We start from the raw sequence: 14628 nt of genomic DNA on the forward strand, positions 1-14628 counted from the left end.
CCCCCGCTCAGCCGGCAGGAGTGATCTCGGCGATGTCCATCTCCCACACCGAGTTGTACACGGCGCCGGAGACGGCATCCGCCGTGGCGATGTTGCGACCCGGAACGATCAGCGGCACGAACGGACCCTCGGCCTGCATGGCCTCGGCGAAGGCGGTGAAGGCCTCGCTGCGCTGAGCCTCGTCGGTCGCCGCCGCTGCACCGGCCGCGATGCCCGCGATCTCGGGGTTGGCCTCGGCGGCCCATCCGGAACGAAGACCCACCTTCAGGCCGGGCGCGAACGGGAGGAAGTTGGCGGAGTCGGCGTAGTCGGGGCCCCAGAACCACAGGCCGAAGCCCTCGGTGCCGTTGACGTACGCGTCGAGCTCGGTCGCGAACGGCGCCGGCGCGAGTTCGACGGCGATGCCGGCATCCTCGAGCTGTGCCTGCACGCGCTCGGCGAGCGGGGTGAACTCCACACCGCCCACGGGGTAGTCGTTCGGGAACTGCAGCTTCAGAGTCTGGCCGGTGTAGCCCGCCTCGGCGAGCGCCGCCTTCGACTTCTCGAGGTCCTGCTCGACGCCCGTCTCGAGGGCGCCCTCGAATCCGGGCGGGATGACGCCGGTCGCCTGCACGGCACCGGAACCCGCGAGCTCCAGGAGGGCGTCGTAGTCGAGTGCGTAGCGGATCGCCTCGGCGATCTTCACGTTCGCGAGGTCGCCGGCGACCGCCGACGACTGGTTGAGGAGCAGGAAGATCGTCTGGCCCGAGGGCACGGAGTCGACCTGGAGTCCGTCGCCGAGGCCTGCGACCTGGTCGCCGTTGAGGTCCATCGCGACCATGGAGTCGCCGCCCTTGAGGTTGGCGAGCTGGGTCGCGCTCTCCGAGACGTTGCGCACGACGACACGGTCGTATCCCGCCTCTTCGTCGCCGTCGTACTCGTCGCTCTTGGTCAGGACGACCTGCGACGACAGGTCGAGCGTGTCGAGCGTGTACGGGCCCGAGCCCGCCGACTCGCCGTCGAGGAACGCCTGCGCGCTGTCGCTGCCGTCGATGGAGCCGCCGTTCTCGATGACGACGTCGGAGTTGACGATGCCGAGGGCGGGGTTGGCGAGGATCGCGGGCAGCTGGAGCAGCGGGGTCTCGGAGGTGATCGAGACGGTCTTCTCGTCGACCTCGGCGATGGTCAGGCCGCCGAGCAGGAAGTTCGGCTTCGCCTCGGTCATCCCCTGGATGCGCTGCAGCGTGAAGACGACGTCCTTCGCCTCGATCGGCGTGCCGTCGGAGAAGACGCGGTCGCCCTCGAGCGTGAAGGTGAATTCGGTCGCGGCGTCGTTCTGCTCCCACGAGGCGAGGCCCGGCACCGGTGTGGAGACGTCCGAGCCCTCGAAGTCGACCAGCGTCTCGTAGAGCGCCTTCGCGATCATGTTGCCGGTGGGGTCGTAGGTGTGACCCGGGTCGGCCGTCTCGATCGAGAACGCGGTGTCGATGACGAGGGAGTCGGAACCGGAGGAGTCGCCTCCCGTGTTCGCGGAGTTGCCTCCCGAGCAGCCTGCGAGTGCGAGGAGGCCGACGGCTCCGATCGCGATGACGGACGTGCTACGACGTGACGACATGAGGGCCTCCAAGGGCGAGGAGTTCATCGGGATGGTCGACTCCGGGTGGACGACCGGTGATCAGATTCGCATTGTATGGGACTATGTGTCCAGCAAGAGTGCGGATCGTCATCACGGTCTGTTCAGAACCTCGCCCATGAGGAGCAGGATGTCCACGAAGACCGTCGAACCGTCGAAGCAGGCTGGACGAAGTGCCACGCCTGTGGATGACATCGGATACAGAATCCTCGACACGCTGCGTGATAACGGTCGTATCTCGATCGCCGCGCTGGCCGAGACGGTGGGCATCTCGCGAGCGAATGCCTACACGCGCGTCGAGACGTTGATGCAGGACGGCGTGATCACCGGCTTCAGCGCCAGGGTCGATCAGGCGAAGGCCGGTCTGTCTATCGGCGCCCTCGTCTTCGTCACGGTGCACCCCCAGGCGTGGGCGTCGTTCCGCGAGCGCATCATCGAGATGCCCGACGTGGAGTGGTGCGCCATCACCACCGGCGAGCACGACGCGATGCTGCTGATCCGCGCCGTCGACGTGAGCGGCGTGCACGAGTTCTCGACCGGCGTGATCGCGCAGCTTCCCGAGGTGCGCACGGTGGTCAGCGTCGTCGTGCTCGACGAGGTGGTGCGGCGTTCCTACCTGCTGCCCTCGGATCTTCCCGAGCGCGACACCGAGACGCCGCTCGGGATGACGCGCTGGACGCCGGCATCCCCAGGTCGGGACACGCTGCCGCCCCGCTGACGTCGAACGTCCCTCAGGCGGCGGCGGCCTCTTCGCAGACGCTGAGCTGCGGCAGGCCGTGCATCTCGTAGTGCTCCACGAGACGGATGCGACCGTCGTCGGTGAGCTCCAGCTGGCTCTCGCCGTTGCCCGTCACGACGCTGCGGTCGGCGACGAGGACGTGCACGAAGGACACCCAGATGGTGTCGTCCGTGCGGGTGCCCACGAAGCGCCCGAAGGTGACGGTGTCGCCCTCGTAGTCGCCCCAGATCGCGCCGTCCTTCTCCCAGTACGTGAACACGCTCGGGGCTTCGGGGTCGACCGCCGACGTGGTCGAGGAGACCATGCGGAAGCGGCGGCCGTCGAGCGAGGGGATGGGTGCAGTCGGAGTCACCCATCGATTATGAGGGACGCCCTCCGCGGCGTCGGACCCCTTCACGAAGCGTCTCTCCCCGTCGGTCGCGCGGCGGGGAGGGCGAGACGAAAGCACGGATGCCGCGGCATCCCGCCCCCATTCGTCCGAGCCCGCATTCGTCGCTAGGGAGCGCAGGTGTCCGCACGCGCCGGTACCGTGGGGCCATGGAATGGACCCCCGACGCCTCGGCCGGAGACTGGCTGCGCGACCGGATCGATGATGCCTGGAACGGGACGATGCACGATGTCGTGCCGCGCGGCTTCCCCGCATACGCACGCGTCCTTCACCCCGCGACGGTGCGCTCGCTGCCCGACCGGCCCGTGCCCGCACCGGAGGAGTGGGAGAGATTCTCGGAGGATGAGCGCACTCGCGTGATCGAGCGGCTGCAGGACGCTCCTGTCACCTGGGCGGAGACGGCGGCCGCGTTCGACACGGTCCTGCATCCGCTCGCCCAGTGGCATCGGATCGTGCGCACCCCCATGGACGGCGATTGGCACACGCGCATCTCCCCCGACGGGCGCGAGTTCTCGGCGCCGCTCGAGGGCGAGATGCTCCCCGACGACCTCGCGACCGTCGCCTCTCACCTCGTGGCGCACACGACGACGCCGGATGCCGGATTCGTCGCGCTCTGGGAGGGTCGGGGCACCCTGCTCGGGCACTTGGGTCACCCGCCGTCGGGAGCGTCTTCCCTGTTCGGCGATGACCCGAACCACCAGGCGATGCTCGACCGCAGCACGCGGGATCCGTTCAACAACGTCTTCCGCAGGCCCACCTGGCAGGAGGGCATCCTGTCCCGCGAGGTCTCCGAGGGTCCGCGACTCTCGCTGCCGGGCCGCGATCACGTGCTGTTCCGGGGTTCTCTGCGCGTGTTCGAGGACGCCGACTGGCAGGTGCACGTGCCCTGGCGGGATCGCCCGTCGGAGGCCCGGGGCTTCGCGCCCTCGGCTCAGGCCCCGTCGCTCCTCTGGCCGGAGGACCGGAGCTGGGTGCTCGTGAGCGAGATCGACTACGACTCCACGATCATCGCCGGGCGGCGGGAGCTCATCGTCGCGCTTCTCGCAGACCCGCGCGTCGAGGCGTTCCAGATCCGCGAGGGCGCCGATCTCACCTGGGACGCGGACGACCTCAACCGCTGAGCGGATCTCTCGGATCCGCTCAGGGCGGGTGTGGGGGTGGGTGCTGTCTGGGGAACAGCTCTCCCACCCCATCCCCCCTCGGGATCAGAAGAAGATCTGACTCTCCCTCCGCAGGACGGCCGAACCGTCCGACGCGCGGTCAGCTGGGGACTGACGAATCAACGCGTTGGCATAACGGTATACCGGTGGAGGTTGCACGGAATTGCGGCGAACGATCTCGTGTGCGGAGCGGCATCGATGCACGGATTCGTGACCGATCTGCTCGTTTCTCACCGGTTTCCGTGCACCTTCGGCGTGTCGCGAAGAGAGCCGGAATCGCACGTTCTGCGCGGGAAGTGAACGACCGCCCCGTGCGTTACCCCCAGTGACGAGAGCGGAGCCGCCCCTCTCTGCATGCAAGAGAATGGAAAGCGATGTCTGAACGCGAAGCCCACACTCTCTGGCAGGCCGAACGCCGCGCCCTCGTCACCTCCGCCACCGGCAACCTCGCCCTGATCGAGACCCGCTGGACCGGCGCGGAGCCCGATCTCGACGCCGAACGGGCTGCGGTCGACGACACCGTCACCGTCACCCCCGTGCAGCGGACGAACATCGAGACCGGCGCCGCCGAGCACGGGCTGCGGGTGTGGGATGCCGACGCCCCGGCCATCCGCGCGTTCGATCGCATCGACACGTACGAATACGACCCGGCATGGGTGCTCGAGGGTCACTTCACCCCCGTGTCCGGCGACCGCAGGGTCTCGTTCGAGCACATCCGCGACAACGGCGGCACCCGCGACCTCGTCGTTCCCGGTGACATCCGTGTCGAGCTCGACGGCCGCGTCTACGACCTCGCTGCCTTCGACGACGGCGGAACGCTGCTGCTCGTGTTCGGCGACGAGACCAACGGCTCCGAGACCTACGGGTCCGGCCGCTTCCTGTTCGTCGAGCTGCGCGACGACGAGGGCACCGTGACGCTGGACTTCAACCGCGCCTTCGTGCCGCCGTGCGGTTTCAGCGCCCAGTACAACTGCCCGCTGCCTCCGGCATCCAACCGCTTCCCCCTGCCTGTCCGCGCAGGAGAGAAGAACGTCGCGTTCCGCGACGGCTTCGACATCTACGCGGCGTGACGCCGCACACCCTCACCCTGGAGTCCTCATGAGAAGAACCCGCTTCCTCGGCGCGCTCGGCGCAGTCGCGACGCTGGCGCTGGTGGCCGGCTGCGCATCAGGTGCGTCCGACGACACCGCGAGCGAAGACGCCACGATCGCCATCGGCTCGCTCTACGAGCCGACCAACCTCAGCAACACGCAGGGTGGCGGTCAGGGCGTGACCGAGGCATTGACGGGCAACGTCTACGAGGGCCTCTACCGGCTCACGGACGACGGCGAGGTCGAGCCCCTGCTCGCCGAGGATGCGCAGGTGTCCGACGACGGGCTGACCTACACGATCACGCTGCGCGACGACGTGACCTTCCACTCGGGCGACCCTCTCACCTCCGCCGACGTGAAGTCGAGTGTCGAGGCCGTCACCGCTGAGGACTCGGTCTCGGCCCGCAAGTCGAGCTTCGCGACCATCGAAGACATCGCCACGCCGGACGACCGGACCGTCGTGTTCACGCTCTCGCAGCGCTCGATCTCGTTCCTCTACAACCTCAGCTACGTGTGGATCGTCAACGACGAGGCAGGCGACATCACCTCGACCGAAGACGGTACCGGCCCGTACACGCTCGACGAGTGGAAGAAGGGCTCGACCCTGACCCTCACCCGCTGGGACGACTACTGGGGCGAGGCCGCCGAGAACGGCGAGGTCGTCTACACGTACTTCACCGACGCGACGGCCGAGAACAACGCACTGCTCACCGGTGAGATCGACGTCATCACGAGCGTGCAGAGCCCCGATTCGCTCGCGCAGTTCGACAACGACGACTACGTCATCAGCGAGGGCACCTCGACCACGAAGGAGCTGCTCGCCTTCAACGACCGCACAGCTCCCTTCGACAACGCTCTCGTGCGCAAGGCGATCTACTCCGCGATCGACACCGCGAAGCTCCTCGACTCCATCTGGGGCGACTACGGCACGCTCATCGGCTCGATGGTCCCGCCGACCGACCCCTGGTACGAGGACCTCACCTCGGTGAACCCCTATGACGTCGCGCTCTCGAAGGATCTGCTCGCGCAGGCCGGCTACGCCGAGGGCTTCACGTTCACGCTCGACACTCCGAGCTACGACCCGCACCCGGCCGTCGCGGAGTTCCTCCAGTCGCAGCTCGCCGAGGTCGGCATCACGGTCGAGATCAACACGATCAGCGCCGACGAGTGGTACACGAAGGTGTTCAAGGAGCAGGACTTCGAGGCCACGCTGCAGGAGCACGTGAACGACCGCGACGTGGTCTGGTACGGCAACCCGGACTTCTACTGGGGCTACGACGACGCCCAGGTGCAGCAGTGGGTCGCGCAGGCCGAGCAGGCCGCCACGACCGACGAGCAGACCGCGCTGCTGACGCAGGTCAACGAGAAGATCGCCGAAGATGCCGCGAGCGTATGGTTGTACCTGTATCCGCAGCTCGTCGTCGCCTCCAGCGACCTCAGCGGATACCCGGTCAACGGCCTGAACTCCCAGTTCTTCGCCTACGACATCGTCAAGTCCTGACGCGCGAGGGGGATGCTGCGCGTCGGCATCCCCCTCAGCATCCTGAGAACTCATGCTCGCCTACCTGCTGCGCCGCCTCGCGTTCCTCGTGGTGTCCCTCGTCGTCGCGATGATCGCGATCTTCGTCCTGCTGCGCCTGCTGCCCGGCGACCCGGCCAACGCGCTCCTCTCGGTCAACGCGACGTCCGAGCAGATCGCCGCGGCCCGTGCCCAGGTGGGCTCCGACCAGCCGCTGCTGCAGCAGTTCACGACCTGGGCGGGGCAGCTGCTGCGCTTCGACCTTGGTGAGTCCTTCCTGAGCTCGCGCCCGGTGGGTCCCGACATCGCCGATCGCCTCACCGTGACCCTGCCGCTGACGCTGATCTCCTTCGCCCTCGCGCTGCTCGTCTCGCTCGTGATCGGCATCACCGCCGCTGTGAAATCCGACCGCTGGTACGGCGTCGCCCTCTCGGGCTTCGCCCAGCTCGGCGTCGCCGTGCCCGTCTTCTGGCTGGGCGTCGTGCTCGTCTGGGTCTTCGCCCTCGGGCTCGGCCTCCTGCCCTCGGGCGGATTCCCGCGCGACGACTGGGAGGATCCCGCCGATGCGCTGCGCTCTCTCGCCCTCCCGATCCTCACGATCGTCATCGTCATGAGTGCGTCTCTCAGCCGTTACGTCCGCTCGGCCACCCTCGACGTGATCGGCAGCGACTACCTGCGCACCGCCCGCGCCGGAGGGTCGAGCATGCCCGAGGCGCTGGTGCGCCACGGCGTGCGCAACGGCGCCGTTCCCGTCGTCGCCGTCCTCGGCATCGAGCTCTCGACCACGCTGCTCGGCGCGGTCGTCGTCGAGAGCGTCTTCACTCTTCCCGGTCTCGGCAGCCTGCTGCTCTCGGCGATCGAGCAGCACGACTTCCAGGTCATCCAGGGCGTGCTCGTCGTCAGCACTCTCTTCGTGCTGCTCGTCGGGTTCGCCGCCGACATCGTGCAGCGTCTGATCGATCCGCGTCTGCGCACGAGCGTCTCGGGCAACCGATGAGCCGCGTCGCCGAGCAGCTGATCACCGGACCGGTGCGCGTGCGCCGCCGTCCGAAGGCGACGCTGCTCATCGGACTCGTGCTCACGGGGCTCGTCGTGCTCATCGCCCTGGTCTCGGTGCTCTGGCTGCCGTACCCGCTCGCCGACACGAGCGGCAGCAGGCTCGAAGGGCCGAGCGCGCTGCACCTGCTCGGCACCGACCGCCTCGGGCGCGACCTGCTGTCGCAGCTCATGTGGGGGGCGCGCATCGCTCTGATCGTGGGCCTCTGCTCCGTCGCGATCGCGGCGATCCTCGGCACGATCGTCGGACTCGTCGCCGCGTTCGCCCGCCCCTGGATCGACGACACGCTCTCGGCCGGACTCGACGTCGTGATCGCCTTCCCCGTGCTGCTGCTCGCGATGCTCGTCGTCGCGGTGCAGGGCGCCTCGCTGTGGTCGGCGGTGCTGGCGATCGGCCTGGCGATGTCGGCGGTGGTGGCGCGGCTCACCCGCATCCTCGCCCGTCGGGTGCTGCAGGAGCAGTTCGTCACGGCCGCCCGCACCAGCGGCACGTCCGTGCTCGGCATCGTCGTGCAGCACGTCCTGCCCAACATCGCCCCCACGCTCGCGGTCAGTCTGGCGCTGCAGTTCGGCGCCGCCGTGCTCGCCGAGGCGAGCCTGTCGTACCTCGGACTCGGCGCTCCCCCGCCCAACGCCTCGTGGGGCCGGATGCTGCAGGAGGCGCAGGGGACCGTGCTGACCGCGCCCGTCGGAGCCATCGCCCCCGGCATCGCGATCATCGCGCTCGTGCTCGGGGTCAACTTCCTCGCCGACGGCCTGCGCGATCTCGCGGACCCGACCCGCAGGAGGAGCCGATGAGCCTTCTCGACGTCACCGGTCTGGCCGTTCGCTCGCAATCCGGCCCTCTGGTGCGAGACGTGTCGTTCTCGCTGCAGCCCGGCGAGCGTCTCGGCGTGATCGGCGAATCCGGATCCGGCAAGTCGCTCACCTCCCTCGCCGTCACCGGGCTGCTGCCCGACTCTCTCGTCGCCTCCGGGTCGGTGCTCCTCGACGGGCACCAGGTCGTCGGCGCGCGGGATTCCGAGCTGCGCCCGCTCCGCGGCCCCGTCGCGCAGATCGTGTTCCAGGAGCCCCTGACCGCGCTCGACCCGTTGATGCGGGTCGGCAGGCAGATCGCCGAGCCGCTGCGTCGGCACCTCGGTCTGCGGGGGGCGGAGCTGCGGTCCGCTGTCGCCGCGGCGCTCGACGAGGTCTCCCTCGCCGAGCCGCGCATCGCGCGCGCGTACCCGCATGAGCTCTCGGGCGGTCAGCGGCAGCGCGTGGCGATCGCGATCGCCCTCGCCGCCCGGCCGCAGCTGCTCATCGCGGACGAACCGACGACCGCCCTCGACGTCACCGTGCAGGATGCCGTGCTCACCCTGGTCGAGCGACTCGTCGCCGAGCGCGGCATGGCGCTGCTGTTCATCAGCCACGACCTCGCCGTCGTGTCGCGCATGGTCGACCGCATCGTCGTGCTGCGTGAGGGACTCGTCGTCGAAGAGGGAGCGGTCGCGCAGGTGCTGCGGAACCCGGTGGAGCCGTACACGCGGATGCTGGTCGACAGCGCGCGTGCGCTCGACGCGTTCCTCGATGCGAAGGAGGCCGGGGCATGAGCCTTCTCGAACTGCGCGCCGCCGGCTTCTCGTATGGATCGCGCCGGGTGCTCGACGACGTCTCGCTGACCCTCGACGAGGGCGAGTCGCTCGGCCTCGTGGGTGAGTCCGGCGCCGGCAAGTCCACGATCCTGCGCCTGTTGCTGGGGCTCTCGGCACCTCGCGACGGCCAGGTGCTGTTCGACGGCGAGCCTCTGAGCACCGGGACGCTGAGCGTGTCGAAGCGCCGTGCGCAGATGCGCCGATTCCGGGCGAGTGTGCAGCCGGTGTTCCAGGATCCGTACTCGTCGCTCGACCCGAGGCAGCGCATCGATCGCATCATCGGAGAGCCCCTGCGCTCGCTGCGCCTGGCATCCGGCGCCGACGCCCAGCGCCGCATCGCCGAGGCGCTCGAATCCGTCGGGCTCCCGACCGACACCGCCCGCCGGTATCCGCACGAGTTCTCGGGCGGACAGCGGCAGCGCATCGCCATCGCGCGGGCTGTCGTCTCGCGGCCTCGGGTGCTGCTCGCCGACGAGCCGGTGAGCGCCCTCGACGTCACCACGCGGGTGCAGGTGCTCGAGCTGCTCGACCGCCTCCGCCGCGAGAACGGCCTCTCGCTCGTGATGGTGTCGCACGACCTCACCGCGATCGCGTCGGCCTGTGACCGCACGGTCGTGCTCAAGGACGGCCGTGTCGTCGAGCAGGGCGCTACGGCATCCGTCCTGCACGCCCCGCACGACCCCTACACGCGGGCGCTGGTCGACGCGGTTCCGCGGCTGCCCCGCCCCTGACATCGTTCCGAATCGCGGACGAAGCCCCGTTCTGCACACGTTCCGGTGCAGAACGTGTGCACGACGGGGCGAGGTGTGCAGAACGGGCGGCGGGCTCCCCTCGGGTCGTCAGCCCGCCTCGATCCGTTCGATCCGGGCGACGAGTCCCGCCCGCTTCGGCGAGCGCGCAGGAAGCATCTCGAGCGCGAGGCGGAGCGCCTCGGCATCCCCCTGACCCTCGGGGATGTCCGCGTAGGTGAGCAGCACGTCGAGGCTCGCCTCCGACAGCATGGCCTCTCGGAGGGCTCCCCGCACGACGGCGCGGAACTCCTCGACCCCGGGCGACGTCGACTCCGGAAGCACGGGACCCCGGTAGGCGGTGAGCGCGACGCGGTGGGCGCCTCTGTCGAGCAGCGACAGGACGTCGTGCGCATCCGTCTCCAGAACGACGGGCAGGCGGTAGGGACGCGACTCGGGGACCAGACCGGGCGCATGCTTCTCGAGCACCTTCCGCAGACGCACCATCTCCGGTCGCAGGGTGTCAGGAGAGGCGTCGGATCCGTAGACGAGCTCGCTCAGCCGCTCGGCCGAGAGACCCTGCCGGTGCACGGCGAGCATGAGCAGGATCGCCGCGTGCCGGGCGCCGAGCTCGATGATCGACTCCTCCAGCTCCGTCTCGATCTCGAGTCGCGCCCTGTCGCGTCCGAGCACGTGGAGCGTGGCCCTGGTCGTCGGCTTCGCTCTCGAGGAGAACGTGGTCGGGCGCGTGACCTCGCTGCGCGCCCGCAGCCGGGCGACCATCAGCTCGGACTCGACCGCGCGAGCGGTGGCGTCGACGAGCAGGCGGGCCTGGGTCGACACGACCTCGTCTCCCCCGGTGATGTCGATGACCCCGAGCACCCGCCGACTCTCGGGGTCATGGACCGGCGCAGCCGTGCACGACCACGGATGCACGAGCCGGTTGTAGTGCTCGGCGCCGCGGATCTGCACGGTGCGGTCCAGGGTGAGCGCGGTTCCCGGGGCGGTGGTGCCGACGGCATCCTCCGCCCAGTTGGCGCCGGCGACGAAGCCCATGCCGTCGGTGAGCGACTGCAGCTGCCGGTCGCCCTCGATCCACAGCAGCCGGCCCGCCTGATCGCCCACTGCGATGACGACTCCCGAGTCCTCGGCTTCTCCCGGCAGCAGCAGTGCGCGGATCATGTCCATCGCGGATGCGAGCGGATGCGCGCGTCGATACTCCTCGAGTTCCTCGCTGACGAGTTCGAGCCGGGGTGCGCCTTCGGGCCCGACCCGGCCCTGCCACGATCTCACCCACGACTCGCGCACCAGCGGTCGCACCTGCGCCAGGCGGTGGTCGTCGAGGTTGCCGGCGATGAGCTCTTCGTGCGCGCGCTCGATGAGGAGCCGGGATGCCTCCGAATGGCTGTCTTCCTGCACCTGCCACGACGCGACCACAGCGTCTCCCATCGTCTTCGGTGGAGCGTGGTCTCAGTGTACGAGCCGGGTGCAGCGGCCGACAGGGCGGTATATCGGTTCCCGCACAGGGTGTGCGCGAACCGGATGCCACGCCGCACCCACGCCTCGCGCACTACTGTGTACTGCGTGGTAGTGTGCACTGCATCGAAGGAGGTCCTATGGACACCACTCAACTGCTCAAGGGCGTGCTCGACGTGGCGGTGCTCGCGGTGCTGCGCACGGAGGACGGATACGGCTACGACATCGTGCGCCGCCTGAGGGATGCCGGACTCGGCGACGTCGGCGACGCCTCGGTGTACGGCACTCTGCGACGCCTCTATGCCGCGGGCAGCCTCTCGAGCTACGTCGTCCCCTCTGAGGGCGGCCCCCATCGCAAGTACTACGCGATCAACCCTCAGGGTCGGACGGCCCTGGAGTCGCAGACCGTCACCTGGCTGGACTTCGCCGGCGCGATGTCCTCCCTCCTCACCGACGACGGCGCCGGCGCATCCTCGAACGGAGAGAACTCATGAACGACACCGACGTCTCGATCGACGAGCGGATCCGCTCGTTCGCCGCCGCCGTGCGCACGCACCTAGACGATCTTCCCGATGACGAGCTCGACGAGATCGTGGGCGGGCTGAGCGCCGACCTCGCCGATCAGGCCGCGGACAACGACGGCGTCCTCGAACTCGGCGACCCCGAGGCGTACGCCGACGAGCTGAGGTCGGCGGCGGGTCTGCCTCCGCGCGAGGAGGTCATCCATCGGCGGCGCCTGCGCGAGCGACTCCGTGCCGGGCGGACGCGTGTCGTCGACGGCATCCGTCGCAGCTCCATCGGCGCATGGGTGCTCGATCTGCTGCTCGCGCTGCGGCCCGTGTGGTGGGTGCTGCGCGGCATCGGCCTGTATGCGGCGCTGGCGGCGCTCATCGCGTACCTCCCACCCTTCCCCTATCCGCCGTTCCAGTCCTACGGGATGTGGGAGATGCCCTCCTCGCCGCTGCACTGGCTCGCGCTGCTGGGCTTCGTGGTGGTCAGCGTGCAATGGGGACGCGACCGGTGGCTGCCGAGGAATCCGCTGCGCCACGTGCGCACCGTCGCCGGGATCCTGGCCGTGCTGGTGCTCCCGGGCATCGTCACCTCGCTGCTGACTCCGCGCGTCGAGCACGTCTACACGTCCGATCCCGTCGGCGTCGCGGGTCTGGCGCTCGACGGCGTGCAGATCAACAACATCTTCGCCTTCGACGCCGACGGGAACCCGATCGAGCGCGTGCAGCTCTTCACCGGGAAGGGCACGCCGCTGGACCTGTACGGAACGGGCGGAGGGCAGGTCATGTACACCGAGGACGGCGAGGCGCTGCAGTTCGGGTCGCAGGACAACGGTCAGCTGACGACCATCCCGTCGGAGGACTACCGAGGCAAGCCCGTGTGGAACATCTACCCTCTCGACGAGGCCGAGTGGGACCCGATGACCGGTCAGCCCGACCTGTCGACGACCAAGCATCCCGCCCCGCCGTTCCTGAAGGCGCCGAGCATCGATGCGGCGAGCGCGACACCGACTCCGACGCCCGACCCGCAGCCGACCCCCACCCCCGCACCCTGAGGACGCGATATGAGCGAGCGCATCATCTCGATCGACATCACCCACCTCGTGCAGGCGGCCCTCGGGCAGGCGGCCCTGGGGCAGCTGGCCCCGGGGCAGGCGGCTGGGGCGGACGAATCGGAGGAGTGACGAGCCCCAGAGGTGACCCGGCTCAGGCCCGAGCGGCCCACCACTCCCGCAGGCGCTGTTCGGCGGCATCCGGCCCGATGACGCCCTCGTCGAGACGCAGCTCGAGCAGGAAGCGATACGCCTCGCCGACCTCGCGACCGGGAGCGATGCCGAGGATCGTCTGGATCTGGTTGCCGTCGAGCTCGGGGCGGATCGAGTCGAGCTCCTCCTGCTCGCGCAGCGTCGCGATGCGCGACTCGATGTCGTCGTACGCGCTCGCCAGCCGCGCCGCCTTGCGCTTGTTGCGCGTCGTCACGTCGGCGCGGGTGAGGATGTGCAGCCGCTCGAGCTCGTCGCCGGCGTCGCGCACGTAGCGCCGCACCGCGGCATCCGTCCAGGCGCCCTCGGCGTATCCGAAGAAGCGCAGATGCAGCTCGATGAGCTTGGCCACGGCATCCGTCGTCGCGGAGTCGAAGCGCAGGGCCTGCAGGCGCTTGCGGGCCATGCGCGATCCGACGACGTCGTGGTGGTGGAACGAGACCGCTCCGCCGTCCTCGAGCTTGCGCGTGCGCGGCTTGCCGATGTCGTGCAGCAGGGCCGCGATGCGCAGGGCGACGTCGGGCGCAGCGCCCGGCTGGCGCGACCGCTCGAGCCCGATGGCCTGGCTGAGCACGGTCAGCGAGTGCTCGTAGACGTCCTTGTGGTGGTGATGCTCGTCGACCTCGAGACGCAGCGCACTGACCTCCGGGAGGAACTCCTCGATCAGGCCCGTGTCGACCAGCACGCGGATGCCGCGCACCGGATCGTCCGTCTGCATCAGGCGCACGAGCTCCGACTGCACACGCTCGGGACTGACGATCGCGAGGGTGCCGCGCAGCTGCTCGATCGCCGCCGACGTCGCGTCCTCGATACGGAAGGCGAGCTGCGCGCTGAATCGCGCACCGCGCAGCATGCGTAGCGGGTCGTCCCCGAACGACACCTGCGGATCGGTCGGGGTGCGGAGGACTCCCGCGACGAGGTCCTCGACGCCGCCGGTGGGGTCGACGAGCGTCACTGCGGGCACGCGCAGCGCCATCGCGTTCACGGTGAAGTCCCGTCGCGTCAGGTCGCCCTCGATCGTGTCCCCGAACTCGACCGTCGGCTTGCGTGTCGTGCCGTCATAGCTGTCGGCGCGGTAGGTCGTGATCTCCACCTGCTCGCCCTGCACGCGAGCACCGATCGTGCCGAACGCGCGACCGATGTCCCAGTGGGCGGTCGCGATCGGCTTCACGATGCGCAGGATGTCGTCGGGCAGCGCGTCGGTGGTGAAGTCGAGGTCATGCGTCGGCCGACCCAGCAGCGCGTCGCGCACCGGACCCCCGACGACGGCGAGGTCGAAGCCCGCCGCGGCGAAGGCATCAGCGAGGGTGCGGACGACCGGATCCTCGGCGAGCGCCCCGAGACGGGAGAGGCCTTCGGCCATGTTGAGCATGGGTTCCAGCGTACCCGGGGCACGATGCCGACCCTCGGCGGGGCTCTTCGGGGCACGGCGTCAGAGGTGCCGCGGGGGCGCG

Annotated in this window: 14 protein-coding genes; 10 read left to right on the forward strand and 4 right to left on the reverse strand. The window is 69.5% G+C overall.

Annotated elements, in window-relative coordinates:
* Positions 1-7: 7 nt before the first annotated feature.
* Positions 8-1594 (reverse strand): ABC transporter substrate-binding protein, encoded by a 1587-nt coding sequence (locus tag BN2660_RS05545; protein WP_091228269.1) that lies wholly within the window; start codon positions 1592-1594, stop codon positions 8-10.
* A 148-nt stretch (positions 1595-1742) separates the two neighbouring features.
* On the opposite strand from BN2660_RS05545, the gene BN2660_RS05550 reads away from it, so the two are divergent.
* Positions 1743-2330: an Lrp/AsnC family transcriptional regulator gene (locus BN2660_RS05550; RefSeq protein ID WP_255305047.1), complete on the forward strand. Its 588-nt coding sequence runs from the start codon at positions 1743-1745 to the stop codon at positions 2328-2330.
* Positions 2331-2343: 13 nt separating this feature from the next.
* Here the strand turns inward: BN2660_RS05550 and BN2660_RS05555 are convergent, their stop codons facing one another.
* Positions 2344-2703, reverse strand: coding sequence for an avidin-fold protein (locus BN2660_RS05555; RefSeq protein WP_255305048.1), 360 nt, complete (start codon positions 2701-2703; stop codon positions 2344-2346).
* Between the two features lie 185 nt (positions 2704-2888).
* Between BN2660_RS05555 and BN2660_RS05560 the strand changes: the two genes are divergently transcribed.
* The 7 genes from BN2660_RS05560 to BN2660_RS05590 all read left to right on the forward strand — a co-directional run bounded on the left by BN2660_RS05560 (position 2889) and on the right by BN2660_RS05590 (position 9930).
* Positions 2889-3860, forward strand: a complete 972-nt coding sequence (locus tag BN2660_RS05560) for a hypothetical protein (RefSeq protein WP_091228271.1) — start codon at positions 2889-2891, stop codon at positions 3858-3860.
* 413 nt (positions 3861-4273) lie between these two features.
* Positions 4274-4969 carry a DUF1684 domain-containing protein gene (locus tag BN2660_RS05565; protein ID WP_091228273.1) on the forward strand — a complete coding sequence of 232 codons (696 nt, stop codon included), beginning with the start codon at positions 4274-4276 and terminating at the stop codon, positions 4967-4969.
* Positions 4970-4997: 28 nt separating this feature from the next.
* Complete coding sequence (locus tag BN2660_RS05570) at positions 4998-6491, forward strand: ABC transporter substrate-binding protein (protein ID WP_091228275.1); 1494 nt, start codon at positions 4998-5000, stop codon at positions 6489-6491.
* Between the two features lie 52 nt (positions 6492-6543).
* Positions 6544-7506, forward strand: a complete 963-nt coding sequence (locus BN2660_RS05575; RefSeq protein WP_091228277.1) for an ABC transporter permease — start codon at positions 6544-6546, stop codon at positions 7504-7506.
* The gene (locus tag BN2660_RS05580) at positions 7503-8363 is read left to right on the forward strand and encodes an ABC transporter permease (protein ID WP_091228282.1); all 861 of its coding nucleotides are present in this window, start codon (positions 7503-7505) and stop codon (positions 8361-8363) included. The genes BN2660_RS05575 and BN2660_RS05580 overlap by 4 nt, the downstream gene beginning before the upstream one ends.
* Positions 8360-9157, forward strand: coding sequence for an ABC transporter ATP-binding protein (locus tag BN2660_RS05585; protein ID WP_091228285.1), 798 nt, complete (start codon positions 8360-8362; stop codon positions 9155-9157). The genes BN2660_RS05580 and BN2660_RS05585 overlap by 4 nt, the downstream gene beginning before the upstream one ends.
* Positions 9154-9930, forward strand: coding sequence for an ABC transporter ATP-binding protein (locus tag BN2660_RS05590; RefSeq protein ID WP_091228287.1), 777 nt, complete (start codon positions 9154-9156; stop codon positions 9928-9930). The genes BN2660_RS05585 and BN2660_RS05590 overlap by 4 nt, the downstream gene beginning before the upstream one ends.
* Before the next feature lie 108 nt (positions 9931-10038).
* Here the strand turns inward: BN2660_RS05590 and BN2660_RS05595 are convergent, their stop codons facing one another.
* Complete coding sequence (locus tag BN2660_RS05595) at positions 10039-11376, reverse strand: GAF domain-containing protein (protein ID WP_091228289.1); 1338 nt, start codon at positions 11374-11376, stop codon at positions 10039-10041.
* Between the two features lie 167 nt (positions 11377-11543).
* Between BN2660_RS05595 and BN2660_RS05600 the strand changes: the two genes are divergently transcribed.
* Together BN2660_RS05600 and BN2660_RS05605 are read left to right on the forward strand one after the other, a co-directional pair.
* Complete coding sequence (locus BN2660_RS05600; RefSeq protein WP_091228291.1) at positions 11544-11897, forward strand: PadR family transcriptional regulator; 354 nt, start codon at positions 11544-11546, stop codon at positions 11895-11897.
* Positions 11894-12967, forward strand: coding sequence for a hypothetical protein (locus BN2660_RS05605; RefSeq protein WP_091228293.1), 1074 nt, complete (start codon positions 11894-11896; stop codon positions 12965-12967). The genes BN2660_RS05600 and BN2660_RS05605 overlap by 4 nt, the downstream gene beginning before the upstream one ends.
* A gap of 151 nt (positions 12968-13118) precedes the next feature.
* Here BN2660_RS05605 and BN2660_RS05610 read toward each other — a convergent pair whose 3' ends face one another.
* Positions 13119-14546: a CCA tRNA nucleotidyltransferase gene (locus BN2660_RS05610; protein WP_091228294.1), complete on the reverse strand. Its 1428-nt coding sequence runs from the start codon at positions 14544-14546 to the stop codon at positions 13119-13121.
* Between the last annotated feature and the right edge of the window lie 82 nt (positions 14547-14628).

The sequence above is a fragment of the Microbacterium sp. 3J1 genome (assembly GCF_001049495.1).
Taxonomy (GTDB): domain Bacteria; phylum Actinomycetota; class Actinomycetes; order Actinomycetales; family Microbacteriaceae; genus Microbacterium.